At 71.2% G+C, this 25,328-nt stretch carries 18 protein-coding genes; 6 read left to right on the forward strand and 12 right to left on the reverse strand.

Going from position 1 to position 25,328, the window contains the following annotated elements; genetic code table 11:
* Nucleotides 1-91 precede the first annotated feature (91 nt).
* From mnmC to ACG01O_RS07765, 6 genes are read right to left on the reverse strand one after another with little or no spacing between them, the layout of a single operon-like run.
* A complete protein-coding gene (gene mnmC / locus ACG01O_RS07740) occupies nt 92-1,972 on the reverse strand; it encodes a bifunctional tRNA (5-methylaminomethyl-2-thiouridine)(34)-methyltransferase MnmC2/FAD-dependent 5-carboxymethylaminomethyl-2-thiouridine(34) oxidoreductase MnmC1 (RefSeq protein WP_394383225.1) in 1,881 nt (626 codons plus the stop codon).
* Nucleotides 1,969-3,276 (reverse strand): MgtC/SapB family protein, encoded by a 1,308-nt coding sequence (locus ACG01O_RS07745; protein ID WP_394383227.1) that lies wholly within the window; start codon nt 3,274-3,276, stop codon nt 1,969-1,971. Before ACG01O_RS07745 ends, mnmC begins: the two co-directional genes overlap by 4 nt.
* A complete protein-coding gene (locus tag ACG01O_RS07750) occupies nt 3,276-4,646 on the reverse strand; it encodes an MBL fold metallo-hydrolase RNA specificity domain-containing protein (RefSeq protein ID WP_394383229.1) in 1,371 nt (456 codons plus the stop codon). The genes ACG01O_RS07745 and ACG01O_RS07750 overlap by 1 nt, the downstream gene beginning before the upstream one ends.
* Nucleotides 4,643-5,314 (reverse strand): NAD(P)H-binding protein, encoded by a 672-nt coding sequence (locus ACG01O_RS07755; protein ID WP_394383231.1) that lies wholly within the window; start codon nt 5,312-5,314, stop codon nt 4,643-4,645. The genes ACG01O_RS07750 and ACG01O_RS07755 overlap by 4 nt, the downstream gene beginning before the upstream one ends.
* A 36-nt stretch (nt 5,315-5,350) precedes the next feature.
* Nucleotides 5,351-6,622 (reverse strand): DUF5666 domain-containing protein, encoded by a 1,272-nt coding sequence (locus ACG01O_RS07760; protein WP_394383233.1) that lies wholly within the window; start codon nt 6,620-6,622, stop codon nt 5,351-5,353.
* The gene (locus tag ACG01O_RS07765) at nt 6,573-7,430 is read right to left on the reverse strand and encodes a DUF6502 family protein (RefSeq protein ID WP_394383235.1); all 858 of its coding nucleotides are present in this window, start codon (nt 7,428-7,430) and stop codon (nt 6,573-6,575) included. The genes ACG01O_RS07760 and ACG01O_RS07765 overlap by 50 nt, the downstream gene beginning before the upstream one ends.
* 83 nt (nt 7,431-7,513) lie before the next feature.
* Here ACG01O_RS07765 and ACG01O_RS07770 point away from each other — a divergent pair, with 83 nt between their 5' ends.
* Together ACG01O_RS07770 and ACG01O_RS07775 are read left to right on the forward strand one after the other, a co-directional pair.
* Nucleotides 7,514-7,954 carry a (2Fe-2S)-binding protein gene (locus ACG01O_RS07770; protein WP_394383237.1) on the forward strand — a complete coding sequence of 147 codons (441 nt, stop codon included), beginning with the start codon at nt 7,514-7,516 and terminating at the stop codon, nt 7,952-7,954.
* Between the two features lie 13 nt (nt 7,955-7,967).
* Nucleotides 7,968-10,202 (forward strand): xanthine dehydrogenase family protein molybdopterin-binding subunit, encoded by a 2,235-nt coding sequence (locus tag ACG01O_RS07775; protein WP_394383239.1) that lies wholly within the window; start codon nt 7,968-7,970, stop codon nt 10,200-10,202.
* 25 nt (nt 10,203-10,227) lie between these two features.
* On the opposite strand, the gene ACG01O_RS07780 is transcribed toward ACG01O_RS07775, so the two are convergent.
* The 3 genes from ACG01O_RS07780 to ACG01O_RS07790 form a co-directional block, all read right to left on the reverse strand.
* Nucleotides 10,228-14,466 (reverse strand): SNF2-related protein, encoded by a 4,239-nt coding sequence (locus ACG01O_RS07780; protein WP_394383241.1) that lies wholly within the window; start codon nt 14,464-14,466, stop codon nt 10,228-10,230.
* A 73-nt stretch (nt 14,467-14,539) separates the two neighbouring features.
* Nucleotides 14,540-16,045: a DEAD/DEAH box helicase gene (locus ACG01O_RS07785; RefSeq protein ID WP_394383243.1), complete on the reverse strand. Its 1,506-nt coding sequence runs from the start codon at nt 16,043-16,045 to the stop codon at nt 14,540-14,542.
* Nucleotides 16,046-16,220: 175 nt separating this feature from the next.
* Nucleotides 16,221-17,816: an ABC transporter substrate-binding protein gene (locus ACG01O_RS07790; protein ID WP_394383244.1), complete on the reverse strand. Its 1,596-nt coding sequence runs from the start codon at nt 17,814-17,816 to the stop codon at nt 16,221-16,223.
* A 160-nt stretch (nt 17,817-17,976) separates the two neighbouring features.
* Here ACG01O_RS07790 and ettA point away from each other — a divergent pair, with 160 nt between their 5' ends.
* The 4 genes from ettA to ACG01O_RS07810 all read left to right on the forward strand — a co-directional run bounded on the left by ettA (nt 17,977) and on the right by ACG01O_RS07810 (nt 22,501).
* On the forward strand, nt 17,977-19,641 hold the full coding sequence (gene ettA, locus ACG01O_RS07795; RefSeq protein WP_394383246.1) for an energy-dependent translational throttle protein EttA: 1,665 nt from the start codon (nt 17,977-17,979) through the stop codon (nt 19,639-19,641).
* A gap of 137 nt (nt 19,642-19,778) precedes the next feature.
* Nucleotides 19,779-20,276, forward strand: a complete 498-nt coding sequence (locus tag ACG01O_RS07800) for a Spy/CpxP family protein refolding chaperone (protein WP_394383248.1) — start codon at nt 19,779-19,781, stop codon at nt 20,274-20,276.
* Between the two features lie 90 nt (nt 20,277-20,366).
* Nucleotides 20,367-21,083 (forward strand): response regulator, encoded by a 717-nt coding sequence (locus ACG01O_RS07805; RefSeq protein WP_394383250.1) that lies wholly within the window; start codon nt 20,367-20,369, stop codon nt 21,081-21,083.
* The gene (locus tag ACG01O_RS07810) at nt 21,080-22,501 is read left to right on the forward strand and encodes a HAMP domain-containing sensor histidine kinase (protein ID WP_394383252.1); all 1,422 of its coding nucleotides are present in this window, start codon (nt 21,080-21,082) and stop codon (nt 22,499-22,501) included. Before ACG01O_RS07805 ends, ACG01O_RS07810 begins: the two co-directional genes overlap by 4 nt.
* On the opposite strand, the gene ACG01O_RS07815 is transcribed toward ACG01O_RS07810, so the two are convergent.
* Genes ACG01O_RS07815 through trpS form a run of 3 tightly spaced genes read right to left on the reverse strand, consistent with a single transcriptional unit; the run spans nt 22,485 to nt 25,272 of the window.
* On the reverse strand, nt 22,485-23,828 hold the full coding sequence (locus ACG01O_RS07815) for an MATE family efflux transporter (RefSeq protein ID WP_394383254.1): 1,344 nt from the start codon (nt 23,826-23,828) through the stop codon (nt 22,485-22,487). The two genes, ACG01O_RS07810 and ACG01O_RS07815, sit on opposite strands and share 17 nt — an antisense overlap.
* Entirely contained in the window at nt 23,825-24,271 is a 447-nt protein-coding gene (locus ACG01O_RS07820; protein WP_394383256.1) for a DUF3717 domain-containing protein, read from the reverse strand. Before ACG01O_RS07820 ends, ACG01O_RS07815 begins: the two co-directional genes overlap by 4 nt.
* Complete coding sequence (gene trpS / locus ACG01O_RS07825) at nt 24,268-25,272, reverse strand: tryptophan--tRNA ligase (protein WP_394383258.1); 1,005 nt, start codon at nt 25,270-25,272, stop codon at nt 24,268-24,270. The genes ACG01O_RS07820 and trpS overlap by 4 nt, the downstream gene beginning before the upstream one ends.
* Nucleotides 25,273-25,328: the final 56 nt, after the last annotated feature.

The raw sequence follows: 25,328 nt of genomic DNA on the forward strand, positions 1-25,328 counted from the left end.
TGCCGGCAAACAGCGCGCAGTGTGCGGGTCGCAGCCCCCGGCGCCGGACATCAAAGCCCCGGCAAACCGGCAATAGTTGCGTGAAGCGGGCTCAGCGTCCGGGCCGGCGGGTGCGGCGCAGTTCCAAGCGGGCCGGGTCCACCGCGTCGAGCAGGTCGGCCTCCACCGGCCGCGGGCCACCCACGGCCAGGGCCGCCACCAGCTGGCCGGCCAGCGCTGCCCACGTGATGCCCCGCGAGCCCATGGCGGTGCACAGCACCAGCCCGGGCAGGCGGGGCTGCAGGCGCAGTTGCTCGGCGCGGGGGCCTTCGGCGGGCAGGCCGCCGATCAGCGGCAGGCGGTCAGGGGTCAGCAGCCGCCAGCCCACGCGGCCGACCAAAGGGCCTTCGGGCGGCTGCGCCAGGCCCGCCAGCCGGGCGTAGCGGGTCAGGTTGGTGTGCTGGCACTCGGCGCGCAGGTGGGGGTCCGCGTCGCCGTCTTCGGTGGTGGCGCCGCACCACACGCCGCCGTGGCCATCGGCGATTACATAGCCATCGCCCGCCAGTGGCGTGGCCGGGCACCAGGGGGCTGCCGCCAGGTGGGTGAGCTGGCCGCGTTGCACGGTCAGGTGTTCCGTCCAGCCCGCCGTGGGCGCCAAGTCAGCCAGCAAGCTGAGTTGGCCGTGCCCGCCGGCCAGCACCAGCAACGGGGCCTGCGCCACCACGTCCCCGCCGGGCCCGCGCAGCTGCCACACGTCGCCCTCGCGCTGCACCTGCGCCACGGCGGCGTTCAGGCGCAGCGTGGCGCCGCTGGCGTTCAACAGCGCCTGCACATAGGCCGCCGGGGCCAGCGCGCCCCCGCCGGGGTAGAACCAAGCCGGCCCGCTCAGCGTGCGACCCGCGCGGGCCGAGGCGGCCTCGGCGTCCAGCGCGTGCACATAGCCGGGCACCGTGGGCATGGCGCTGGCGTCCAGCCGGTGTTCCAGGCGCAGCAGCCCGGGTTGGTGGGCCAGGCCCAGACCAGCCAACGTGCGCTGCGTGGCCAGGGCCGCCGCGCGGTTGAAGCGGGCATGCAGGCCGTCGTCCGGGTTCACCGTGCCGTGAAACAGCCCGGCCGGGTTGCCCGAACTGGCCTGCGCGGGGGCGGCGTGGGTGTCCACCACCGTGCAGCGCAGGCCTTCACGCGCCAGGGCCAGCGCACAGGCCGCGCCGGCCAGCCCCGCGCCCAGGATCACCGCTTCGCGGGCCTGGGGCGCCAGCGGCTCACGGCCAGCGGGCCGCTGCGGCGTGTGGCGGGGGGCGTGGCGGGCCGCGGTCATGTCGGGCGTCTCTGCCGAACCCGGGGCCGGCGCCACCTCGAAGCCCACCGCCGCCAGGGCCCGGCGCAGGGGCTGCGAAGTGTTCCAGGTGGCCGCTGTGGCGCCAGGGGCGGCCTGGCGGGCGAGGTGCTTGATCAACCACTCGTTCCACAGCGCGGGGTTGCGGCTGGGCGCAAAGCCGTCCAGGTAGAACGCATCGGCCTCCAGCACCCATTGCGCCGCCATGGCCTGCGCGTCGCCCAGGGCCAGCAGAAGTTCCACCTGCCCGTTGTCGAACTGCAGGCGGTGCAGGCCGGCCGTGAGGGGCGGCCACTGCGCGATCAGCTGCGCAGCAAGGTCCGCCAGTGGGTGGTCTTCCAGCGCACGGGCCAGGTCTTGCGGTTGCAGCGGGTGTTTCTCCACGCTGACGAAGCACAGCCGCGGGCAGCGCTGCGGGTCACGCCGCCAGACGTCCCAGGTGGCCAGGAAGTTGTGGCCCAGGCCGAAGCCGGTTTCCACGATGACGAAGCGCTCGCGCCCCTGCCAGCGCCCGGGCAGGCCGTTGCCGGCCAGAAAGATGCGGCGGGCGCGTTCCAGCGCGCCGGCGCGGGCGGGGTAGGCGTCGCCGTACAGCGGCGAGGTGGGGGCGCCGGGGTCGGAGAAATCGACCTCGGCCGGTGCAACGGCGAAGCTCATGCCGAGAAACTGTGGAAACCGTGGAGCAGCACAACCAGCCCGCCGCCCAGCACCAAAGGCAGGGCCAGCGCCGCCATCACCGGCCGCGCAAACCGCCAGCCGCCGGCTGCCACGGCCGTGACGGCGCGGGTGCTGCTGTTGCAGGCAAAGGCCAGCATGATGCCCGCCAGCACCTGGGCCGGCGTGATGCTGCCGGCGGCCTCCAGGCCAGCGAGCGAAATGATGGGCGCGTGCACATCCGCAAACGCGGCCAGCGCCACCGCGCCGTACAGGCCGAGGCTGCCGAACTGGTCGCGCGCCCAGCTGACCGCCACAGCCACGGCGCTCAGGATGAGCGACAGCACCAGGGCCTCGCGCAGCCGCAGCGGGCCGCGGCGGCTGGGGGTGTTGGGGGTGTTCTGGGCGGCGGCGTGGCCTGAGGTCAGGCGGGCGCTGCGCGCCATCAGCACGCCCAGGCCGCCGCACACCGCCATGCCCAGCAGGCACACCGGCAGTGCGGCCAGCGCGGCTTGAGGGGCCATCGCAAACAGCATGGCCTGCGCCTGCAGCCAGGTGGCGCAGGTGGACAGCACGGCCCCGGCTGCACAGGCTGGGGCCAGGTGGGGCTCGTGCCGCGCACGGGCTCCCATGGCGGCAATCGTGGCGGTGCTGGACACCAGGCCCGACAGCAGGCCCGACACTGCCAGCCCGGTCTGCGGCCCGGCCAGGCGCAGCGCCACGTGGCCGGCGCCTTGCAGCGTCAGCAGCAACAGCATCAGCCCAAGCAGCGAGTGCATCTTCATGCCCGCCAGCCAGGGCAGCGGTTGCTGCGGCATCAGCGGCATCACCACCAGCGCCAGCGCGCCCAGCAGCAGGCCGTCGTGCAGTTCTTCCTCGCGCAGCACTTGCGTGGCGAAGCGGTGCAGCTTGGTGCGCGCGGCCAGCAGGCCGGTCAGCACCACCGCGGCCGGCGAGCCCAGCAGCGGCGCGGTCACGCACAGCGCCCCGATCAGGTAGGTCACCAGCAGCGCGATTTCGGTCGTGAGGCCGGGGTCACGCCCCCGGTTGCGCAGCAGGGCCGTGCCGGCCAGTGCCGTGATGGCCAGCGCCCCCACGGCCACCAGGCCCGGCACCTGCAGCGCCTGGGCCAGCGCGCCGGCCATGGCCGCCAGCGTGAAGGTGCGCAGCCCGGCGGGTTCGCGGTGGGGGCCGCGGTGCTTGTGGCGCTCGCGCTCCAGCCCGATCAGCAGGCCGCTGCCCAGCGCGGCCGCCAGGCCCACGATGAGCGCGTCGGAAACCCCGAAGGCCTGACCCAGCCCCGCCATCACCAGGCCACGGTCTCGCCGTGCTGAGGCACACGCACCGCCCAGCCGAGTTCGTCTTGGATGCGGCTGCGCAGGGCGTCGGCCGCGGCCGGTTCGCCGTGCACCACGTACACCTGCTCGGGCGGGCGGGGCAGGGCCCGCAGCCATTGCATCAGGCCGTCTGCATCGGCATGGCCCGACAGGCCCTCCAACTGGCTGACCTCGGCATTCACCGGCACCCACTGGCCGCGAATTTTGATTTGCCGCTCCCCCGCCACCATGCGCGCGCCGCGCGTGCCGCCGGCCTGGAAGCCGGGGAAGGCGATGTGGTGCCGGGCCTGCGGGGCCAGCGCCTCGATGTAGTTCAGCACCCGGCCGCCCGTGGCCATGCCGCTGGCGGAGATCACGATGCTGGGCTTGGCGCGCGGCTGGGTGAGGCTGGCCGCGAGCTTCAGGCTTTGCGCCTGCTTGGTGACGTAGTGCACCCGGTCGGTGAGGCTGCGGGCTTCGCTGGCAGAGATGCGCAGCAGCCGGGCGTGCTTCACGGTGAGCTCGGTGGCTTGCTCGGCCATGGGGCTGTCCAGCCAGATGGGCACGTCCAGCGGCAGCTCGCCCGCATTGCGAAGCCGCTGCAACAGCAGCAGCAGCGCCTGCGCGCGGCCCACGGCGAAGCTGGGCAGCAGGACTGAGCCGCCGCGCTTGAAGGTGTTGCGCAGGATCTGCCCCAGGTGGGCCTGGGCGTCTTGCGCCGGGTGCAGGCGGTCGCCGTAGGTGGACTCGATCATCACCACGTCCGCCGCGGCCGGCACCTGGGGCACGGGCATCAACAGGTCGCCCACGCGGCCCACGTCGCCCGAGAACAGCAATGAGCGAGCGCCATGCCGCACATGGATGCTGCTGGCCCCCAGCAGGTGGCCGGCGGGCGTGAAGCGCACCTCGGTATCGCCGAGCTTGAGCTTGCCGTCGCGCGGCAGCGGCGCGAACTGCTTGAGCGTGGCCTCGGCCTCGCGCACGCTGTACAGCGGCAGGGCCTTGTCGTGCCGGCTGCTGCCCTCCTTGTTGGCGCGCTTGGCGTCTTCTTCCTGCAGGTGGGCGCTGTCGCGCAGCAGCACATCGCACAGGTCGCGTGTGGCGGTGGTGGCGTAGATGGGGCCTTTGAAACCCTGGCGGCGCAGGGCCGGCAGGTAGCCGCAGTGGTCCAGGTGCGCGTGGGACAGCAGCACGGCATCCAGTTGCGTGGCCGCCGTGCCCAGCGGCATCCAGTTGCGCTCGCGCAGCATCTTGAAGCCCTGGAACAGGCCGGCGTCCAGCAGCAGGCGCTGGTCACCCAGCGTGAGAAGGTGGCGTGAGCCGGTGACGGTGTCGGCCGCGCCGAGGAAGGTCAGTTTCATGGGGCGCCTCGGGTCTGCATGGCCCCCGATTCCAGCACCTCCACCGCCGGCCCCGGCTGATCCAGCGCAAGCCGCATCGCTCGGGCCACGCGTTCTGCCGCAATCGGCCGCCAGGCTTGTGGGATGAGCGGCGCCAGCGGCCGGGCCAGGCGCAGGCTCCAGGCCTCGCCCGGCCGGGCCGGCTGGCCCAGGGCCTCGCGATGGCCGTCCAGCAGCGAGGGCCGCGCGATCACCAAGCGCTCGAAGCCCAGGTCACTCAGCGCCCGCTCCATCTCGCCCTTGACCCGGTTGTAGAACACCCGCGACTGCGCATCGGCGCCCAGCGCCGACACCACCGCACAGCGCGTGGCGCCGGCGCGCCGGGCCGCTTGGGCCACGGCCAGCACGGCGTCAAAGTCCACCGCACGGAAGGCGGCCTGCGAGCCCGCTTGGGCGATGGTGGTGCCCAGGGCGATGAACACGCGGTCGGGCGGGGGCAGGTTGGCCGAGCCGTCGGCGGGCAGCGCGGTCAGGTTCACCACCCGCTGCACCTGGCCCGCGAGCACGGGCAGGTCCGGCACCGCGCGGCGCAGCAGCACCAGCGTGGGGTGTGGGGCCAACTGGCGCAGCAGCTCGCGGCCCACCAGGCCGCTGCCGCCGGCCACCCAGGTCAGGTGCGGGGAGCTCATGCCCCGCATCTTCCCTCAGCGTCACTCAGGGCGGCGTCACTCCAGCACGATGGCACTGGCCAGCAGCTGCGCCGCACCGGCGGCGACTTGGCCTTTCACCGTCAGTTTGCGGCCCGCGCGCAGGTCGGCCGCCGTGCCGTTGGTGAAGCGGGTGCTGGCGGTCCAGGTCACCGTCCAGCCGCGCAGCGTGAAGCTGCGTTGGACGACGTCCAGCGCGGCCATGCGGCCGCTGATCTCCACCGGCTCTGGCGCTTCGGCCGAGACCTCGGTCGCCACCAGCACGCCGTTGCGCATGCGCCCGTGCACCTCGGCTTCGCCACCGGGTTGCAGCCACGCCAGACCCTGCACGCGGGCGCCGCTGGCGTCCACCGGCACGCCGTCCAGCGTGAACCGGGTGGGCGAGGTGAACTCGGTGATGCGGCCCTCCAGTTCGGCCTCCAGGCCATCGGGCGGGCGCAGGGCGTCGTCGCGGGCCTGCAGCAGGGCGGGCGTGCCGTCGGCGCCGGCGGGGCCCAGCACCAGGCGCACCACGGCGCCGGGTGTCAGGTTGGCCGGGATGACCGTGGCGTCCGCCGCGCGGGCGGTGAGGGCGCCCACCTGCAGCCAATCGGTGCCACGGGCCGTGAGCACGCCGCGCAGCATGGGCGTGTCGTTCGGCGTGGCGCGCTCCAGCCGTGTGGCCACGATGCTGCCGCGGCCCAGGTCCAGGTGGCCCCACACCTGCACTGTGGCCGGTGTGCCGCTGGCGCCCGGCCCCCGCAGTGCGGAGGTGGGCACGTTCACGCGCTGGCCCAGCACGGTCAGCGTGCGGCTGTCCAGCCACGTGGCCGGGCCCACGGCCTGGGTGTCCACCACGAGGCTGTAGGCCTGCGCGGTGCTGGCCACGATGGTGCCGGCCAGCACCCGCGCGGTCATGCCTTCGCTGAGGTCTTGCACGCGCAGCGCGTGGCCGTCGCCATCGCACAGCGTGGCCTGGCTGGTGCCCAGGCTGACGCCGCCCACGGTGACGGGCGCGGTGGCGGTGATGGCGGCGCTCAGAAAGCTCTGCACCCGCCCGGTGCCGCCCGTGGCCACGCCCAGCGGGTGGGTGAGTGGCGTGTCGGCGGCGGCCGGCGCAGCTGCGGGGGCGGGGTCGGTGCTGCCTCCGCCGCACCCGGCCAGGCCCGCGGCGCCGGCCAGCGCCAGCAAATCTCGGCGGCTCAGGCGGCGGTTGAGGCGGCGGCTCAGGCTGCGGTTGAGGCCCGAGGGATGCGCGGTGTCATCCGGCAGAGGGCGGCGGGGGGATGGGAACTGCGGCGGGCGGGTCATCGGCGGACTCCGGTTCTTGGTACGTGAAAAGACCCAGGCGAGCGCGGTGCGTGCCCGGGCGGCCGGCAGCCTGATCGGCGGCGATCAGCTGCTCCAGTTGCGGAATCAGTTCGGCGCGCAGGCGGCTCCAATGCGCGCGGGCCAAGTCGGCAAGGGCCGCGGCGGAGCTTTCGCTCAGTTCGTCGGCATAAATGGCTTGCTCGAAATGGCGGCGGTCGCGGTGCACCACGTTGGCGGTGGCGGCGGCGAGGTGGTCGCCCACGTTCGCGCCAAGGAAGCCCAGCATCTGCGCGTCGTCTTGCGTGGGGGTGATGCGCTCGGGCTGCAATTGCACCGTGAGGCCGTCGTCGGACAGCTGCACCAGTTCCAGCCGCAGCATCTCGTCGAGCAGGCTGCGGGGGTGCACGTGGCGTGTGATGGCCTGCGCCAGGGTCTCAAAGCTCGGTGCCGGCCCGGTGCGAGGCAGGGGCCGGGGCGTGCCGTCGGGCTGAAGGAAGTCGGCGTGGGTCAGCCAGTGCGCGCAGGCCCGGCCGGCGGGGCTGGGCCGCTGGGCGGGCAGGGGCTCGAGTTCGCCCGTGAGGCGGGCCACCTCGCGGCGGCTCAAGCCGGTGGCGGTGGCGACCTGGCTCACATCCCGCCCCGCTGCGCTGCCACTGGCCGCCCGCGCATCCCGTGCGGCGCGCACGAAGGCACGCTTGAGCAACTCCTCCACCGGCGCATGCGGCAGCCCGTGCGCCACGCACAGGCGGGCCAGCGGCGCCAGGAGGGCCTCGACGGCAGGCAGTAACAACTCATCACGTTTGTCCATTTGACGGGTGAATTCTGAGCGCGCACCATGAAATGCGCAATTTGTGCATTTGTTCGAAATCGTAAGCGAGAAGGAGACGCGCGATGCCCAGTTACACCCTCCATGTGAATGGCCGCGACCAGCAGGTCACGGTCAGCTCCTCCGGCATGCCCCTGCTTTGGGTGCTGCGCGACGTGCTGGGCCTCACCGGCACCAAGTACGGCTGCGGCATCGAAATCTGCGGCGCCTGCACCGTGTGGGTCAACGGCGAGCCGCAAAAAAGCTGCGACATCGACGTGTCGTCGGCCGTGGGCAAGAAGATCACCACCATCGAAGGCCTGTCGCCCGACCGCAGCCACCCCGCGCAGAAGGCCTGGGTGTTGCACCAGGTGCCGCAGTGCGGCTACTGCCAGAGCGGCATGCTGATGAGCGTGGCGGGCGCCATGGCCAAGGGGCACCACGGCGCGCAGATCGCAAGCGAGGTGAACAACCTTTGCGTGTGCGGCACCTACCAGCGCATCAAGACGGCCGTGGCCGGTCTGTGAAGGAGCACGCACCATGAACGCACGCATTCCTTCGGGCGCCGAGACCACGGGCCTGGACCGCCGCCAATTCCTGGGCACCGGCGTGGGCCTCACGCTCGGCCTGGTGCTGGGGGGCAAGGCCGAAGCCGCCACGGCGACCGCCGTCAACGCCTGGCTCACGATCGCCAGCGACGGCAGCATCACGCTGGCCAGCGGCGCATCGGACATGGGCCAGGGCTCGTTCTCTGGCCTGGCGCAAATCCTGTGTGAAGACCTGATGGTGGACCCGACGCAGATCCGCGTCGTGCCGGCAGCGCCCTCGCTGGCCGTGCCGGCGCCGGTCGGCGTGGCCATCAACACCGTGGGCTCCAGCGTCACGCGCAACAACTTCTGGCGCCTGCGCGACGCCGGTGCCATTGCGCGGGAAATGCTCGTCAGCGCGGCCATGGTGGAGTTGGGCGATGCCACGCGCACCAACTACGCCGTGGCCAACGCCGTCGTCACGCACCTGCCCACCGGGCGCGCCCTGGCCTATGGGCAGCTGGCCGCGCGTGCCGCCACGCTGCCGGTGCCGGCCTCGGCCCCGCTGGTGCCGGACGCGCAGCTGCGCTGCATCGGCAAATCGCTGCCGCGCAGCGACATCCCGGCGAAGGTGGATGGCAGCACGGTGTATGGCATTGACGTGCGCCGGCCCGGCATGGTGTATGCCGCCATCCGGCACTGCCCCAGCTTTGGCGGGGTGCTGGCCGCCACGCCGACGCTGCCCAGCGGCGCGCAGGCCGTGGTGCCGGTGAAGGTGGCGCCCGGCACGGCGCGCGGCCTGGAGGCCGTGGGCAACGTGAACGCCGTGGCTGTAGTGGGCGCCACCACCTGGGATGCCTGGCAGGCCGCCAAGCGACTGAGCCTGAAATGGACCCTGCCGGCCAACGCGGCGGCGCTGAACAGCGCGCAGTTCATGGCCGATGCCCAGGCGCTGATGGACACCGCGCCGCCCTACGTGGTGGGCGGCAACAACCCGCCCGGCACCGCCTACACGGTGGAGCGCAGCGGCACGCCCGAGGCCGCCATCGCGGCGGCGGACGTGAAGCTGGAAGCAACGTACAGCCTGCCCTACGTGTCGCACGCCTGCATGGAGGTGCTGAACTGCACCGTGGACTTTCAAGCGGGCGTGAGCTGCGAGGTGTGGGCGCCCACGCAGTCGGCCAAATCGGCGCTGACGCTGGTGATGGCGCTGACCGGCATGACGGCCGCCCAGGTCACCATCCACGTCACCGCGCTGGGCGGCGGCCTGGGCCGCAAGGCCGAGCTGGACTTCATTTCTCAGGCCGTGCAGGTGGCCATGGTCGTGAAGAAGCCGGTGAAGCTGATGTGGCCGCGCGAAGAAGACTTCACCCACGACCAGTACCGCCCCATGGCCCTGGTGCGGGCGCGTGCCGGGCTGAATAAGGCCGGGCAGGTGGTGGGCTGGACCTACCGCAACGTGTCGCCGTCCATCCTCGGGCAGCGGGGCGTGCCGCTGCCCGCCACCGGCGACAGCCAAGGCTACGAAGCGTCTCAGGGTCTGCCGTACGACTTCGGTTCGCGGCTCACCGAATGGGTCAGCCACACCTCGGGCATTCCGGTGGGGTTCTGGCGCTCGGTGGGGGCGTCCATCAACACCTTTGCGGTGGAATCGATGGTGGACGAGATGGCGCTGGCTGTGGGGCTCGACCCCTACCAGTACCGCCGCTCGCGCCTTACCAATGCGCGCTGGCTGGCCGTGCTGGACGCCGCCGCGCAAGCCGCCGGGTGGGGCACGGCGCCGCCCGCTGGGCGAGCCCGCGGCATCGCCATCGGCTCGGCCTTCAACAGCATCGTGGCGCAGGTGGTGGAGGTGAGCGCCACCACGGGCGGCCCCAAGGTCACCCGTGTGTGGCTGGCCATCGACTGCGGCTGGGTGGTGAATCCCAACTCGGTCGAAGCGCAGATGATTGGCGGCGTGGTGCACGGCCTGAATTCCGCGCTCTACGGCAAGCAGACCTTCGTCAACGGCGCCGCGCAGGGGCGCAACTTCAACACCAACCGCATGATGCGGCTCAACGAAATGCCGCAGGTGGTGGTGAAGCTCATGCCCCAACCCGCCGTGCTGGACCGCACCGCCGTGATGGGCGGCGTCGGCGAACTGGGCGTGCCCACGCTGGCCCCCGCGCTGGCCAATGCCTGGGCCAGGCTCAGCGGCAAGCGCGTGCGGGCGCTGCCGTTCTACCCGAACGCGACGATGAGCGACTGAGCACCGCAGCCTGGGCGGCGCCGCGTCAGGCGTCGTCCAGCAAGGCCGCCAGCGCCGCTGCATCCAGCGGTGTGGCCTGGCCGTCGCCTTCCAGCATGCCCTCGGCCAGGCCGCGCTTGTCGCGGTGCAGGTCGAGGATGCGTTCCTCCACCGAGCCCGCCGTCACCAGCCGGTAGACGGTGACCGGCCGCTGCTGGCCCATGCGGTGGGCGCGGCCGCTGGCTTGGTCTTCGGCGGCGGGGTTCCACCAAGGGTCGACGATGAGCACGTAGTCGGCCGCGGTCAGGTTCAGGCCGAAGCCGCCGGCCTTCAGGCTGATGAGGAACACGTCGCCGTCGCCCTGCTGGAAGGCGGCGGCGCGGCGGGTGCGTTCGGCCTGGGGCGTGCTGCCGTCCAGGCGCTGGAAGGGCAGGCCCATCTGCGTGAGGCGCTCGGCCAGCAGGTCCAGGTAGTCGGTGAACTGGCTGAACACCAGGGCCTTGTGGCCGCCGTCCACCAGTTCGCGCACCAGGCGCTCGAACTCGGCCAGCTTGGCGCCCGCCAAGCCCAGTTCGGGCGACACCAGGCGCGGGTCGCAGGCCGCGCGGCGCAGGCGCATCAACTCCGCCAGCACCTGCATGGGCGCGCCGCGCTCGGGGTCGGCGGCGGCTTGGGCCACGGCAGCGCGGGCGTCGCGGCGCAGGGCTTCCAGGAAGTTGCGCTCGGCTTCGCTGGGCTCCACGCGGTGGACGATCTCGGTCCGCGGGGGCAGGTCTTGCAGCACCTGCGCCTTGGTGCGGCGCAGCAGGAAGGGCGCCACCAGCCGGCGCAGCCGGGCGCGGGTGGGGGCGTCCTGCTGGCGCTCGATCGGGCCGGCGAAGCGCTCGTTGAACTGCGCAGCCGTGCCCAGCAGGCCGGGGTTGATGAGGTTCATCACCGACCAGAGATCGGCCAGCCGGTTCTCCACCGGCGTGCCGGAGAGGGCGAGGCGGAAGTCCGCATCGAACTCCGCCACGGACTTGGCGCGCTTGGTGGCAGCGTTCTTCAGCGCCTGCGCTTCGTCCAGCACCAGCGTGGCCCAGCGGCGGGTGGCGAAGCGCTCGGCATCGATCTGTGCCAGCGCGTAGCTGGCCACGATGACGTCGCCCGGGCCAGCGGCGGCCAGCAGCGCGGCGCGGTCGGCCGCATCGGCGTAGACCTGGGCGTTCAAGCCCGGTGCAAACGTGGCGCATTCGGCCGCCCAGTTGCCGCAGACCGAGGTGGGTGCCAGCACCAGCGCCGGCCCCAGCGCGCTGCGCTCGATCAGCAGCGCCAGCGTCTGCACCGTCTTGCCCAGGCCCATGTCGTCAGCCAGGCAGGCGCCGAAGCCGGCAGCGGCCAGGCGGCTCATCCACGCAAAGCCTTCGGCCTGGTAGCCGCGCAGCTCGGCACGCAAGCCACGGGGCACTTCAGGCTGCAGCGCGGCGGCGGCGGCCAACTGCGCGACGCGGGCACGCCAGGCGGTGTCGCCCGCCAGGTGCACGCCGGCCAGGCCCTGGTCCAGCCAGGCGGCGCTGGCGGCGGGCAGTTGCAGCGCGCCACCCTTCTTGGCCTGGGCGAGAGAGTCCAGGTCGCGCAGTTGCTGACGCAGTTGGTCTGACAGGGCCAGGTAATGCCCCTCGGCCAGGCGCACGAAGCGGCTCTGGCTGCTGCGGCTGAGTGCCAGCAGCTCCTGCAGGCCCAGCACGCGGCCTTCGTCCACGCGGGCTTCGCCGGTCAGCGCCAGCCAGTCGCGCCCGCTGCTCACCTCAATCTGCACCGCGTCTGCCGCCACGGGCAGCACGCGCACCGGCTTGCCCTTGGGCCAGGCCAGCGCGGCGATGGCGGGCAGCTGGGGCAGGCGCTCGACGGCGGCCAGGGCTTGCTCGGCATCGGCCAGCATCCAGGGTTGGTCGGGCGGTTGCTCGGGGTCCAGAAAGGGCAGGACGGCGATGACGTCGGCGCGGTGCTGGGCCTCGGCGGGCAGGTCGCGCTCGGTGGTCAGGCTGAGGCCTTCATGCAGGCACATCAGCCGGTCACGGCCCTGGCCCGGTGTGACGGCGGGGCCGAAGTCGCCAAAGGGCTGGGCCACCAGCAGCAGCTGCAAGCCATCGCCCTGGGGCGTGAGGCGGGCGTGCAGGCGGCTGTCGCCCGCCACGCGCTGGCCGGCGTCGGCGTCGGAGTGCAGCTGGAAGTGACCGGTGAGCACTTGCAGCGCCGCGCCCAGCTCGGCCGTGGCGTGGGCCGGCACCTCCCAGCCCTGGGCCACCAGCTCGGCCACGCGGCGCTGCGTGGACGTGATGCGGATCAGCCGCGCGCGGCCCGGGCCCTCGCGCAGCACGCGCTGGGTGTTGCGTCGTTCGCGCTCGGCATCGGCCTGGGCGCCGAACAGCGCGCCGGCATGGGGTGGCTCGGCGGCGATGAGGGGCGGGTGCAGGTGGAACTGGAAGGCGGCGCGCTCACCCTCGCCGATGCGGCGCACCTCCAGCTCGGGCAGGCCTTCGCTCAGCTCCACCCACTGGCCGGGGGCGTCGGCCAGCATCAGGTGCGGGTGGCCGATGAGGGCCACGAGGGCGGGCGTCACGTCCAGCCGCAGGTCGTGCACGCCGGCCCAGGCGTCGCGTTCGATGTGGCGCAGCACGAGGTTGTCGCGGCTGCGCTGGGCGCCTTGCTTCTTGAGCTTGGCCAGCGTGACCGGTTTGAACTTGAGGCCGCCCCGCGCGCCGTGGTGCATTTCCAGCGGCTCCAGTGTGTGCACGCGGCCGGCGGCGTCGAGGGTGAGGCGCCAGGCCAGCTCGGGCTGGGTGCTGCTGCCGGCAGGTTTGCCGTCGTCGCTGAGCGCGGTGATGGCGGCCAACGCGTCTTGCCAGGCTTGGCGAGGCTGGCTGAGCAGGCTGACCGCGCGGGTCGGCTCGGCGCCGCCCAACTGCAGACGGCGCAGCGCGGCCCCCAGGTACTCGGCCAGCAAGGCTTGGTCGTCGCCCAGTTGGGCCCACAGGGCTTGCGCCAGCTCGGGCGTCCACCCCGGGGCAGGCTTGCCCAGCCAGGCGCACAGCAGCAGCCGGTCGGCCGGGGTGCCGTCGCCCGGTGCGCGGGGGGTGAAGGCGGCGTCCAGAAAGCTGTCGTCGCCCAGCTTGGCGCCAATACCGTGCGCCCACAGGCCCCAGGCCTCGTAGGCCGTGGGGCTGCGGCTGCCGGACTCGGCAATGGCGTACTTGCGCGCTCGGGCCCAGGCCTTGGGGTCGTCCTGCGCCATCAGGCTGAGCAGGTAGAAGCGGCCCAGCGCCAAGCCCAGCGCCCCGCGGCGGCGGCCAAGGGCGGTGTGGGCCTCCTTGATGGCAGCCTCGAACGCCGCACTGGCCTCGGCCCAACGCCCGGCCACCAGGGCGCGCACGGCCGCCAGCAGGGTGACGCTGGGCCCGGTGAGGCCGTCGAGCAGCCGGGCGGCGTCTTCCAGCCGCAAGGCCAGCAGGTCGGCATCGGCCAGCCGGCCGCGCAGCGGCAGGCTCAGGGGTGGTGGGGCTGTGCGCAGCCAGGCCAGCAGTGCCGCTCGGGCGGGGTGGCGCGTGTCCAGGGTGTCCAGCGCGGTGCAGAGCATCGGGTCGCGCAGGGCGGGGTCGATCTGGTCCAGCAGCGCGGGGCACCACGGCTCGGTGAGTGCGTGGGTCTGCAGCAGCGGGTCGTTCAGTTCGGTCAGCTGCGTGGCCAGCAGTTCGCGGAACTCCGCGGCCGGCATGCCGGAATACAGCATCAGGCGCAGCACGGTGCACATGTCGTCGACATGGCGGAAGTTCACCCAGCCGATCGGGTCGCGCCAGTCGCCGCGCCCTGGGCCCATCAGCCACAGGCGCTGGCGCCAGTAGTGCTCGGCCTCGGGGGCGAGCAGCAAGGCTTGCAGGCGGTCCGCGTGGTCGGTCAGCGCAACGCGCGTGCCCTTGCCTTGCAAGTACTCGGCCCGCTGCTGGGCGGCGAGGGCCTGCAGGCCGTCACGCACCGAATAGTGGTCGAAGGCGCTGCCGTCGGCGCGCTGGCGGCCGGTCAGGGCCAGCCACTGCAGCACCGCGTTGATGCTGGCGGTGCCGCCCAGCAGCAGCACGGCGTCCAGCAGGGTTTGCAGATCGGCCTCGGGCACGTCGACGGCAGGCAACTGCGGCGTGTGGCGCGCGGCATGGGCGGCCCGGGCGCGGCGCAGCATCTCTTCAGCGCTGACCACGCTGCCGTCGGGCAGGTTGAACAGGAACGACGGATCGACAGGCGGGCGGGGCATGGGGCGAATTAAATCAGCCAAGAAAAACGGCCTGCCCTGTGAAGGGCAGGCCGTTTCGGAACGGTGCGGCAGATCAGCGCTTGGGCTGCGTCAGGCGCGGGCCGTTGTTGTGGCGCGGGGCACCACCGCCATTGCTGCGGGCCGGCTGGGCACCGGCGGCGCGAGGGGCGTGCTCGGCATGGGGCTTGGGTGCCGTGCGGGCGCCGCCCACACCGCTGTGGCCTTGCGGCTTGCCGCCGCCGTGTCCCGGGCGGCCGTGGCCGTCACGCGAGCCGCCGCGGTTGTCACCGCCGCGGCCTCCGCCACCGCCGCCGCCATTGCCACCGCGGCCGCCACGGCCCGCGTGCTGCGGCGGGTTGGGGTTGCGGCCCCGGCTGCCGTTGGGGTTCAGCACGGTGCGGCCCAGCACGATGGGCTCGGCCTTTTCGTTCGGGTCCGGTGCGAAGCCGGGCACGATTTCCTTCGGAATCTCACGCTTGATGAGCTTCTCGATGTCGCGCAGGAAACCGTTTTCGTCCACGCAGACCAGGCTCACGGCCTCGCCCTGGGCGCCAGCGCGGCCGGTGCGGCCGATGCGGTGCACGTAGTCTTCCGGCACGTTCGGCAACTCGAAGTTGACGACGTGGGGCAGTTGGTCGATGTCGATTCCGCGGGCGGCGATGTCCGTCGCCACCAGGCAGGTCAGGTCCCCCGACTTGAAGTCGGCCAGCGCCTTGGTGCGCGCGCCCTGGCTCTTGTTGCCGTGGATGGCCATCGCGCTGATGCCGTTGTCGTTCAGGTAGTCGGTCAGGCGGTTGGCGCCGTGCTTCATGCGCGTGAACACCAGCACCTGGTGCCAGTCGCCACTCTTGATGAGGTGCACCAGCAGTTCCTTCTTGCGCTCGCGGCCCACGGGGTGGACCTTCTGCGCGATCTGGTCGTTGGTCTGGTTGCGGCGGGCCACTTCGATCAGCGCCGGCTGGTTCAGCAGGCGGTCGGCCAGGGCCTTGATGTCGTCGCTGAAGGTGGCGCTGAACAACAGGCTTTGCTTCTGCGCGGGCAGCAGCGCCAGCACCTTCTTGATGTCGTGGATGAAGCCCATGTCCAGCATGCGGTCGGCTTCGTCCAGCACCAGGATCTCGACTTTGGAGAGGTCCAGGTTGCCCAGGCCCGCGTGGTCCAGCAGGCGGCCCGGGGTGGCGACGAGGATGTCCACGCCGTCACGCAGCTTGTTGATCTGCGGCTGCATGCCCACGCCGCCGAACATCACCATGCTCTTGAGCTGGGGCAGGTACTTGCCGTAGGTCTGCACGCTTTCCTCGACCTGGGCGGCCAGTTCGCGGGTGGGCGTCAGCACCAGAGCGCGCACGGCCGGGCGGCCGCGCTTGTCCAGCGTGCGCTGGCCGGCTTGCAGGCGGTGCAGCATGGGCAGCGTGAAGCCGGCGGTTTTGCCGGTGCCGGTCTGGGCGCCGGCCAGCAGGTCGCCGCCCTTCAGCACGGCGGGGATGGCTTGGGCCTGGATGGGGGTGGGGGTGGTGTAGCCGGCGTCAGCGATGGCCTTGAGCAGGGGCGCTGCAAGGCCGAGGGTGTCGAAACTCATCGAATCCTAGGAAGGGGAGGGCACGCCAACAAACACCGGGGCTTGCCGTGCCGCCGGGCGGCGACACCAGTCTTCGGGCAAGCCAGGCCGCGTGCGGGGGCTCAGAAAAATGAAACGCCGCGCAAGACTGTGAGCGCGGCGTTGGTTTGCATTCTAACGGCTCGCGCCGTGGGGACTATTTCGAGACGGTGACAAGGTCGACGTGCAGCCAGTTGTTCGGCGAGTGCTGCACGCGCACGTTGGCGCGCATGGCCCACGGGATCATCTGGCGGTGCAGCGGGATGATGTTGATTTGCTGCCGGTACTCGGCCAACGCCGCCTTCACGAGCTGCTCGCGCTTTTTCGGGTCGGTCTCGACGGTGGAGGCGCCGGCCAAGGCGTCGGCCTTGTCGTTCACCCAGCCGCCGTTGTTGGACACGCCCACGCCCTGTTCGCCCCGGTTGCGCAGGATGGGGGTGAGCATGATTTCCGCATCGGTGCTGCCGCCGCCCCAGCCGTGCAGGTACAGGCTGGTGTCGTACTTGTCGATCTTGGGGAAGTACTGCACGCGCGGCATGGCGTTGACCTTCACCTTGACCTTGAGCTGCGCCCAGAAGCTGGCCAGGGCCAGGCAGATCTTTTCGTCGTTGACGTAGCGGTTGTTGGGGCAGTCCAGCGTCACCTCGAAGCCGTCGGGGTAGCCGGCCTCGGCCATCAGCTTGCGGGCGGCGGCCACGTCGTAAGGCAGGCGGGTTTCCAGGCTCGCGTCGTTGTACGCGCCCCGCGACGAAGGCGTGAGCCCACCCGTGGGCACCGAGAACCCGGCCATGATCTTGGACTTGATGGCCTCGATGTCGATGGCCTGGTACAGCGCCCGGCGCACGCGCAGGTCTTTGAACGGGTTCTTGTCGCCGGGCGCCTGGCCGTACAGCAGCTTGTCGCGGGCTTGGTCCATGCCGATGAACAGGATGCGGTTGTCCACGCCGTCCACCACCTTCAGTTCCGGCAGCGTGCGCAGGCGCTCGACGTCGCGCGAGGGCGGGTCCAGCACGAAGTCCACCTCGCCCGAGATCAGCGCCGCGGTGCGCGTGGCGTCCACGGTGATGGGCATGAACACCAGCTCCTGCACATTGCCCTGCCCGGGCTGGTTGCGGCCCCAGTAGTTGGGGTTGCGGCGGAACACGGTTTTCACGCCGGGCTGGCGGCTGACGAGGATGAACGGCCCCGTGCCGTTGGCGTTCTGGCTGGCGTAGGACTCCTCCTTTGCCTTCATGTCCAGCGGACGCGCCACCCGGTTGGCCTCGGCCCAGCGCTTGCTCATGATGGTCAAGCTGACGAGGTGTTCCGGAAAAACCGGGTTGGGCTTGTCCAGCGCGAACACCAGCGTGAGCGGGTCGATGGCTTTGGGAATGCCCACCGCGTTGGCGTAGACGCGGTAGGGCGACACCGGGTCGCGCATGCGCTGCATCGAGAACACCACGTCGTCCGCGGTGAACGGCGTGCCGTCGTGGAACTTGACGCCCGGCCGCAGCTTGACGCGCCACAGCAGCGGCGTGGCCTGCGTCCATTCCAGGGCCAGGGCCGGCGTCAGGCTCTGGTCGGGCAGGCGCCGGATGAGCGTGTCGTACACCTGGCCGTTCAGCGAGTTGGTCTGGATCTCGTTGGCGGAGTGCGGGTCGGTGGTTTGCATGTCGCCCTGCGCGGCCCAGCGCAGGGTCTGCGCGGAGGCCGTGCCGCAGGCGAGCAGGGTCAAGGTCAGCGCCCATCGGCGCAAAGCGGGCAGGCAAAGCATGGTTTCTCCCTGAGGTGGTCTGCAAGCCGGAGTCTCGGTCGGCGGCGCGCGGCCTGGGTTCGGGCGAACCCCAGGCCTTCGGGGCGGGCATCAGCGACAATGTGGGTCATTGCAGGCCCCCACCGGGCCTGCCGCCATTTCAGCCACACAGGATTTGCCCATGGCCCAGTACGTCTTTTCGATGAACCGCGTCAACAAGACGGTTCCCCCCAAGCGCCACATCCTCAAGGACATCTCGCTGTCGTTCTTCCCCGGCGCCAAGATCGGCGTGCTGGGCCTGAACGGTTCGGGCAAGTCCACGCTGCTGAAGATCATGGCCGGCGTCGACAAGGAGATCGAGGGCGAAGCCATCCCAATGCCGGGCATCAAGATCGGCTACCTGGAGCAGGAGCCCAAGCTCAACCCCGAGCAGACGGTGCGTGAGGCGGTGGAAGAGGGCATCGGCGGCGTGCTGGCCGCCAAGAAGCGCCTGGACGAGGTGTACGCCGCCTACGCCGAGCCGGACGCCGACTTCGACAAGCTGGCCGCCGAGCAGGGCGAGCTGGAAGCCATCATTGCGGCCGCCGGCTCCGAGAACACCGACCTGCAACTGGAACTGGCCGCCGACGCGCTGAACCTGCCGCCGTGGGACGCCGTCATCGGCGTGCTGTCGGGGGGTGAAAAGCGCCGCGTGGCGCTGTGCCGCCTGCTGCTGAGCAAGCCCGACATGCTGCTGCTGGACGAACCCACCAACCACTTGGACGCCGAAAGCGTGGAGTGGCTGGAGCAGTTCCTGCAGCGCTTCCCCGGCACCGTGGTGGCCATCACCCACGATCGCTACTTCCTGGACAACGCCGCCGAGTGGATTCTGGAACTGGACCGCGGCCACGGCATTCCCTGGAAGGGCAACTACTCCGACTGGCTGGACCAGAAGGAACGCCGCCTGGAGCAGGAGCAGAAGTCTGAGGACGCCCGCGCCAAGGCCATGAAGGAAGAACTGAAGTGGGTGCGCTCCAATGCCAAGGGCCGCCAGGCCAAGAGCAAGGCGCGTCTGGCCCGCTTCGAGGAACTGAGCGACGTCGAATACCAGAAGCGCAACGAAACCAATGAAATCTTCATTCCCGTGGCGGATCGCCTGGGCAATGAAGTCATCGAGTTCGAAGGCGTCTCCAAGAGCTTTGGCGACCGCGTGCTGATCGACAACCTGTCGTTCAAGGTGCCGGCCGGCGCCATCGTCGGCATCATCGGCCCCAACGGCGCCGGTAAGTCGACGCTGTTCCGCATGATTCAAGGCGTGGAGCAGCCGGATTCGGGCACGGTCAAGATCGGCAAGACGGCCAAGCTGGCCTTCGTGGATCAGAGCCGTGCGAGCCTGGACGGCAGCAAGACGGTGTGGGAAGACGTGTCGGGCGGCCTGGACAACATCGTGGTCGGCAAGTTCGTGATGCCCAGCCGCGCCTACCTCGGCCGCTTCAACTTCAAGGGCAACGACCAGCAGAAGCTGGTGGGTTCGCTGTCCGGCGGTGAGCGCGGCCGCCTGCACCTGGCCAAGACGCTGGCCCAGGGCGGCAACGTGCTGATGCTGGACGAACCGTCCAACGACCTCGACGTCGAAACGTTGCGCGCGCTGGAAGAAGCCTTGCTGGAGTTTGCCGGCTCGGCCATGGTGATCAGCCACGACCGCTGGTTCCTGGACCGCATCTGCACGCACATCCTGGCCTGCGAAGGCGACTCGCAGTGGTTCTTCTTCGACGGCAACTTCCACGAGTACGAAGCCGACAAGAAGAAGCGCCTGGGCGAAGAAGGCGCGCGCCCCAAGCGCATGCGCTTCAAGCCCATCAAGTAAGCGCGGCGGGACGGGGGCGCCGGGCGGGCCATGTGTCCGGCCCGGCGAAAGCGGACACAGTTCTTTACCGCGCCCCCAAAGATCCCACACAGGGCGCTCCGAAGATGACTGCACCCCAGTACTTTTGGAGCCCCGAGATGACAACGACCCGCACCTCGAATTTCTTCCACGCTGCTGCTGCCGCAGCGGTGTCGGTGGCCCTGGCCTTGGGCGCCACGGTGACCCAGGCCCAACCGGGCCCCGGCGGCCATCGCGGTGGCCCCGGCATGATGGCCCCCGGCGGCCTGTTCGGCGGCCACATGGACCACCTGCTGGACGCGGTGAACGCCACCGACTCCCAGCGCAGCCAAATCGAAGCCATCTTCAAGGCGGCCCGCCAGGACCTCGCCAGCCAGCGCGATGCCGGCATGAAGCTGCACCAGCAAATGGCCGCGCTCTACACCGCTGCCAACATCGACGCTGCGGCGATCGAAGCGCTGCGCGTGCAGATGTCGGCCCAGCATGAAGTCGCTTCCAAGCGCATGAGCCAAGCCAGCATCGACGCCGCCCGCGTGTTGACGCCCGAGCAGCGCGCCAAAGTCAGCGAGATCATGAAAAAGCGCCAGGCCCGCATGGCGGCCCGTCAGCCGGGTTGATCAACGCCGGCGAGGAGTTCTGCGATGCTTGAGCCTCGTTCCACCGGCGCCATGGCGCGCCGGCCTCTCCCTCTTTCCTTGGCTCCGGTGATGAGTGCCCGACTGCTGCTGATCGATGACGATGCCCGCCTGACCGGCATGGTGGGCGACTACCTGCGGGGGGCTGGCTTCGATGTCAGCACCGCAGGCACGCTGGCCCAGGCGCGCGAGGCGCTGGCCCAGAGCCGGTTCGAATTGCTGGTGCTGGACCTGATGCTGCCGGACGGCGATGGGCTGGACTTCTGCCGCTGGCTGCGGGGCGACCCGCGCTGGCGCCACCAGCCGGTGCTGATGCTGTCGGCCCGCGGCGAGCCCATGGATCGCATCCTGGGGTTGGAACTGGGCGCCGACGACTACCTCGCCAAGCCTTTCGAGCCGCGCGAACTGCAAGCCCGCGTCAAGGCGCTGCTGCGCCGGCTGGAGCCCAAGCTTGACGGCGACGAGGTGCTTCGCTTCGGCCGCCTGGAGATCGACTTGGCCGCGCGCGTGGCCCGCCTGGACGGCAAGATTTGCGACCTCACCAGCCACCAGTTCGACTTGCTGGTGGTGCTGGCGCAAAGCCCGGGCCGCGTGCTCAGCCGTGACCAGATCATGGACGCGCTCAAGGGCCACCCGCTGGAGGCGTTCGACCGTTCCATCGATGTGCACATCTCGCGCATCCGGGCAGTCATCGAAGACGACCCCAAGAGCCCGCGCCGCGTGCTGACCGTGCGTGGCGCCGGCTACGTGTTCGCGCGTAAGCAAGACGCTGACGCGGACGCCGCGTGAAGTCGCTCTACCTTCGCATCTACCTGACGCTGGTGGCGTTGCTGCTGGCGTTTGCCTTTGGCTCGGCTTGGCTATTTCAGCGCCACATCGAGCAGGAGCGGGTGAATGTGGAGGCGGCGGCCGGTGATCGCTTGAACGCGATGGCGGCCTTGCTCAAGCTCGCGTTGCCGCCGGCCAGTGCGCCGCGCAGTGAGCAGGCGGCTGCGTTCATGGACTGGGGCGTGCGCTTGCGCATGCCGCTGGCCCTGGAAGACGCGGACGGCCGCCGCATCACGGCCACACCGCTGTTCGAGCGCCGTGTGGACGACCCGGGCGCCATCGTGGTCAGCGCCAACCTGGGGGACGGCCGCAGCCTGGAGATGGTGCGCGGCGTGCGCCCGCCCAACAACCCGGGTGCGGCCTCCGGGCCGGGTGCGCTGCCGGGCGCCACGCCGGGTGCGGGCCCAGGCCGCGGTGGCAAACCCGATGATGGTCCGTGGGCCGGCCCCTGGTTGCACCGGCCGGTGACGCCGGGCGCACCGGGGGTGTCGACCCTGGCCGTGGTGTTGGTGCTGTTGTTCGTGGGCGTGGCTGCGGGCGCCTACCCGGTGGTGCGGCGCCTGACCCGGCGGCTGGAAGCGCTCAAGCGGGGCGTGGAACAGTTCGGCGCGGGTGAGTTGGGACACCGTGTGCAAGACAGCGGGCGCGACGAAGTGGCGGCCCTGGCGGCCAGCTTCAATCAGGCGGCCGACCGCATCCAGACGCTGCTCAAGTCGCACCAAACCTTGCTGGCCAACGCCAGCCACGAGCTGCGTTCGCCGCTGGCGCGCCTGAAGATGGCGTTCGCCATGCTGGACGACGCGGCGCCGGCGCAGCGGGCCAAGCTGGCGCGTGAGATCGACGTGAACATCGGCGAGCTGGACGCGCTGGTGGAAGAGGTGCTGTTGGCCAGCCGCCTGGAGGCGGGTACGGCGGTGGGGGACACCCATGCCGTGGAGTTGCTGGCGCTGGGGGCGGAAGAAGCCGCCCGCGCCGAGGCCGGTTTTGAGCCGGAAACCGAGACGGCGCCGGTGCAAGGACAAGAGCGGCTGTTGCGCCGCGCCCTGCGCAACCTGTTGGACAACGCGCGCCGCTACGGTGGGCCGGAGGTGGAACTGGCGCTCAAGCCGGTGGCGGGCGGCTATGAATACGTGGTGGCCGACCGCGGCCCCGGCGTGCCGGCGGAGCTGCGCGAGCGCATCTTCGAACCGTTCTACCGCCTGCCCGGCCACGCCGAAATGGCGGGCGGCGTGGGCTTGGGGCTCAGCCTGGTCAAGCAGATTGCCGAGCGCCACGGCGGCAGCGTGCGCTGTCTGCCGCGTGAGGGCGGTGGCAGCCGGTTCGTGCTGTTCCTGCCGGCGGCGCCCGCCGGGACGCCCGGCGTCAGCGGTTCTCGTTGAACACGCGGCGCAGCAGCAGGCTGAGCAGCAGCGCGGCCGTCACCAGGCCCGCCGTGGCCGCTTGCCAGAACCCCACCGCGCCGGCCGCTTGCGGGCCGAAGGCGAGCAGGTAGCCCCCGCCAATGCCCAGGCCCCACAGCGCCACGACGTAGATCACCATGGGCAGCGTGGCCACCTGGTAGGCGCGCAGCACGTAGGCCGCCACGGTCTGCAGGGCGTCGCCCAGGTGGAAAAACCACACCCACACCAGCAGTGGCAGGGCCGCCGCCGCGGTGGTGGCATCCCGCGTGTACAGCCCCACGATGGGCTCGCGGCCCCAGGCGACCAGCGCGCCCACCGTGGCCGCCGTGAGCGCTGCCAGGGCCATGGCATGCCGCCCCACGGTTCGGGCGGCCGGCTTGTCGCCTGCCCCCAGATGCTGGGCCACCAGCGTGCCGGCGGCGGTGGCCAGGGCCAGCGCGATCATGAACATCATGGCCACCAGGTTCACGGCGATCTGATGCCCGGCCACCGGCGTGGCCCCCAGCCGTGCGACGAAGAAGGCCATGAAGGTGAAGCCCGTCACTTCCACCAGGATGGAGCCGCCCATCGGCAGGCCCAGCCGCACCAGCGCAAGCAGGTCGGGCCACTGGGGGCGCGTGTGCCACAGGTGGGGAATCTGGAACGGGCGGTAGAACGGATCGCGGCGAAGCAAGACCGCCGCGGCCGCGGCCTGGCTGATCATGGCCAGCGCCGTGGCCCAGCCGCACCCCGCCACGCCCAGCGCCGGCACCGGTCCCCAGCCAAACACCAGCACCGCATTCAGCGGCACCTTGGCCGTGAGCCCGGCCAACTGCATGGCCATCACGGCTTTGGGGCGGCTCACAGCCGTGGAGAAGCCCCGGAACGCCGTGAAGAGCAGGGCGGCCGGCAGGGCGAACGCTTCGGGCCGGGTGTAGGCCCGGACCTTGTCGGCCTGCGCGGCATCCAGCTGCGCCAGCGCCGTGAACGGGTCCGGGAACCACAGCGCCAGGCAGCCAGGCACGCACAACAGCAGCGCCAGCCACTGCGCCTGCACAAAGCTGCGGCCGGCGCCCGGCAGGTCTTGCGCGCCGAACTGCCGCCCGGCAATCGGGCCCACGGCCAGCACCACGCCCATCAGTCCCACAAAGATCGTGACGTAGGCCGCCGAGCCCACAGCCAGCCCGGCCAGGTCTGCCGGCCCGACGCGGCCCATCATCAGGGTGTCGATGGTGCTGAACATCATGACCGCGATCTGCCCCACCAGCACCGGCCAGGCCAGCGGCACCAGGCGGCGCACGCTGTCTGCGAAGCGAATTCGGGTCATGGGGCGGGGGCGTCCGGGGCGCTGGACGCAGCGCGGGTGCCTTCACCGCGTTCGGCGTAGCGGTTGAAGCGCCACGCTGTGCCTTCTTGGGTGATGCGGTGCCAGACGGCACGCTTCTCGAAAGGGTCCAGCGCCAGCCAGTGCTGCACTTCGTCGAAGCTGCGCCCGCAGCCTTTGCACTGCGGGTCACCTTGTGCGGTGGAGCAGATGGCGATGCAGGGCGAATCAGGGGTGGTGGCGTACCACTCCAGCCAAGCCTGCAGCGCGGCGGGGGCCAACGCGCTGGCCTCCCATTCCGTGGCGCCGTGCCAGGACATCAGGGCATACACCTCCGCCAGGGCGCCGACCTCGGGAGCGGCGTGCACGCCGTCCGGCGAGGGCGCACGCTCGCGCCACCAGTTGATGGCGGCCTCCAGGTCGGTGACGTGCAGAGAAACGCTCAAGCCACCAACCCCATCGCGGCGCGCACTTCGCGCAGCGTCTTGCGGGCCACTGCGCGGGCACGCTCGGTGCCCACTTCCAGCGTCCATTTCACCTGCTGCAGGTCCAGCGCGGCAGCGCGCTCGCGCCACGGGGCCTGTTCCCGCTGAATGGCCTCGATGAGCGGCTGCTTGCAGTCCAGGCAGCCGATGCTGGCCGTGCGGCAGCCGGTTTCGCACGCGGCGCGGGTGGCCGGGTCGGTGTAGATCTGGTGCAACGGCCAGACGGGGCAGCGGGCCGGGTCGCCGGCGTCGGTGCGGCGCACGCGCTGCGGGTCGGTGGGCATGGTGCGGATCTTGGTGGCCGTGACCTCTGGTTCATCGCGCATGGCGATGGCGTTGTCCAGGCTCTTGCTCATCTTCTGCCCGTCCAGCCCCGGCACGCGAGCGGTTTCGGTGAGCAGGGCTTGCGGCTCGACAAACACCGGCGCGGCCTCGGCGTACAGGCGGTTGAACCGCCGGCCCACTTCGCGCGTCACTTCCACGTGGGCGGCCTGGTCTTCGCCCACGGGCACGCCGGCCGGCTTGTAGAGCAGGATGTCCGCGGCCTGCAGCAGGGGGTAGCCCAGGAAGCCGTAGGTGGCCAGCTCGGGGTCAGCCGCCACTTGATCCTTGTAGCTGGGCATGCGGGCCAGCCAGCTCGAGGGCGTGCACATCGCCAGCAGCGTGAACAGTTCGGCGTGCTCGGGCATGCGGCTTTGCAGGAAGAGCGTGCATCGCTCGGGGTCGATGCCCGCGGCCAGCCAGTCGGTGACCATCTCGTACACGTGATGCGACAGCGTCTCGCCGCTGGGGCGCTGGGTGGTCAAGGCATGCCAGTCGGCCACGAAGAAGAAGCCTTCGTGCGTGTCTTGCAGGCGCACCCAGTTCTTCAGGGCGCCGTGGAAGTGGCCGAGGTGCAGGGCGCCGGTGGGGCGCATGCCCGAGAGAACGCGCGGGCGGGCGGTGGCGGGTGTCGTCGACATGGGGCGCGGATTGTCGGTCAAGCCCCCAGCCCTGCCGAAGGGCAGGGGTTCGCCGC

This window comes from Pelomonas baiyunensis (genome assembly GCF_043555935.1).
Classification (GTDB): domain Bacteria; phylum Pseudomonadota; class Gammaproteobacteria; order Burkholderiales; family Burkholderiaceae_C; genus Pelomonas; species Pelomonas baiyunensis.

Excerpts from the sequence above, each read along its gene's own strand:
- ACG01O_RS07780 (WP_394383241.1), bottom strand. The coding sequence starts at position 14,466 with ATGCCCCGCCCGCCTGTCGATCCGTCGTTCCTGTTCAACCTGCCCGAC.
- ACG01O_RS07790 (WP_394383244.1), bottom strand. The coding sequence starts at position 17,816 with ATGCTTTGCCTGCCCGCTTTGCGCCGATGGGCGCTGACCTTGACCCTG.
- ACG01O_RS07815 (WP_394383254.1), bottom strand. The coding sequence starts at position 23,828 with ATGACCCGAATTCGCTTCGCAGACAGCGTGCGCCGCCTGGTGCCGCTG.
- ACG01O_RS07750 (WP_394383229.1), bottom strand. The coding sequence starts at position 4,646 with ATGAAACTGACCTTCCTCGGCGCGGCCGACACCGTCACCGGCTCACGC.
- trpS (WP_394383258.1), bottom strand. The coding sequence starts at position 25,272 with ATGTCGACGACACCCGCCACCGCCCGCCCGCGCGTTCTCTCGGGCATG.
- ACG01O_RS07805 (WP_394383250.1), top strand. The coding sequence starts at position 20,367 with ATGAGTGCCCGACTGCTGCTGATCGATGACGATGCCCGCCTGACCGGC.
- ACG01O_RS07745 (WP_394383227.1), bottom strand. The coding sequence starts at position 3,276 with ATGGCGGGGCTGGGTCAGGCCTTCGGGGTTTCCGACGCGCTCATCGTG.
- ACG01O_RS07765 (WP_394383235.1), bottom strand. The coding sequence starts at position 7,430 with ATGGACAAACGTGATGAGTTGTTACTGCCTGCCGTCGAGGCCCTCCTG.
- ACG01O_RS07760 (WP_394383233.1), bottom strand. The coding sequence starts at position 6,622 with ATGACCCGCCCGCCGCAGTTCCCATCCCCCCGCCGCCCTCTGCCGGAT.
- ACG01O_RS07755 (WP_394383231.1), bottom strand. The coding sequence starts at position 5,314 with ATGAGCTCCCCGCACCTGACCTGGGTGGCCGGCGGCAGCGGCCTGGTG.
- ACG01O_RS07775 (WP_394383239.1), top strand. The coding sequence starts at position 7,968 with ATGAACGCACGCATTCCTTCGGGCGCCGAGACCACGGGCCTGGACCGC.
- ACG01O_RS07770 (WP_394383237.1), top strand. The coding sequence starts at position 7,514 with ATGCCCAGTTACACCCTCCATGTGAATGGCCGCGACCAGCAGGTCACG.
- mnmC (WP_394383225.1), bottom strand. The coding sequence starts at position 1,972 with ATGAGCTTCGCCGTTGCACCGGCCGAGGTCGATTTCTCCGACCCCGGC.
- ACG01O_RS07800 (WP_394383248.1), top strand. The coding sequence starts at position 19,779 with ATGACAACGACCCGCACCTCGAATTTCTTCCACGCTGCTGCTGCCGCA.
- ACG01O_RS07785 (WP_394383243.1), bottom strand. The coding sequence starts at position 16,045 with ATGAGTTTCGACACCCTCGGCCTTGCAGCGCCCCTGCTCAAGGCCATC.
- ettA (WP_394383246.1), top strand. The coding sequence starts at position 17,977 with ATGGCCCAGTACGTCTTTTCGATGAACCGCGTCAACAAGACGGTTCCC.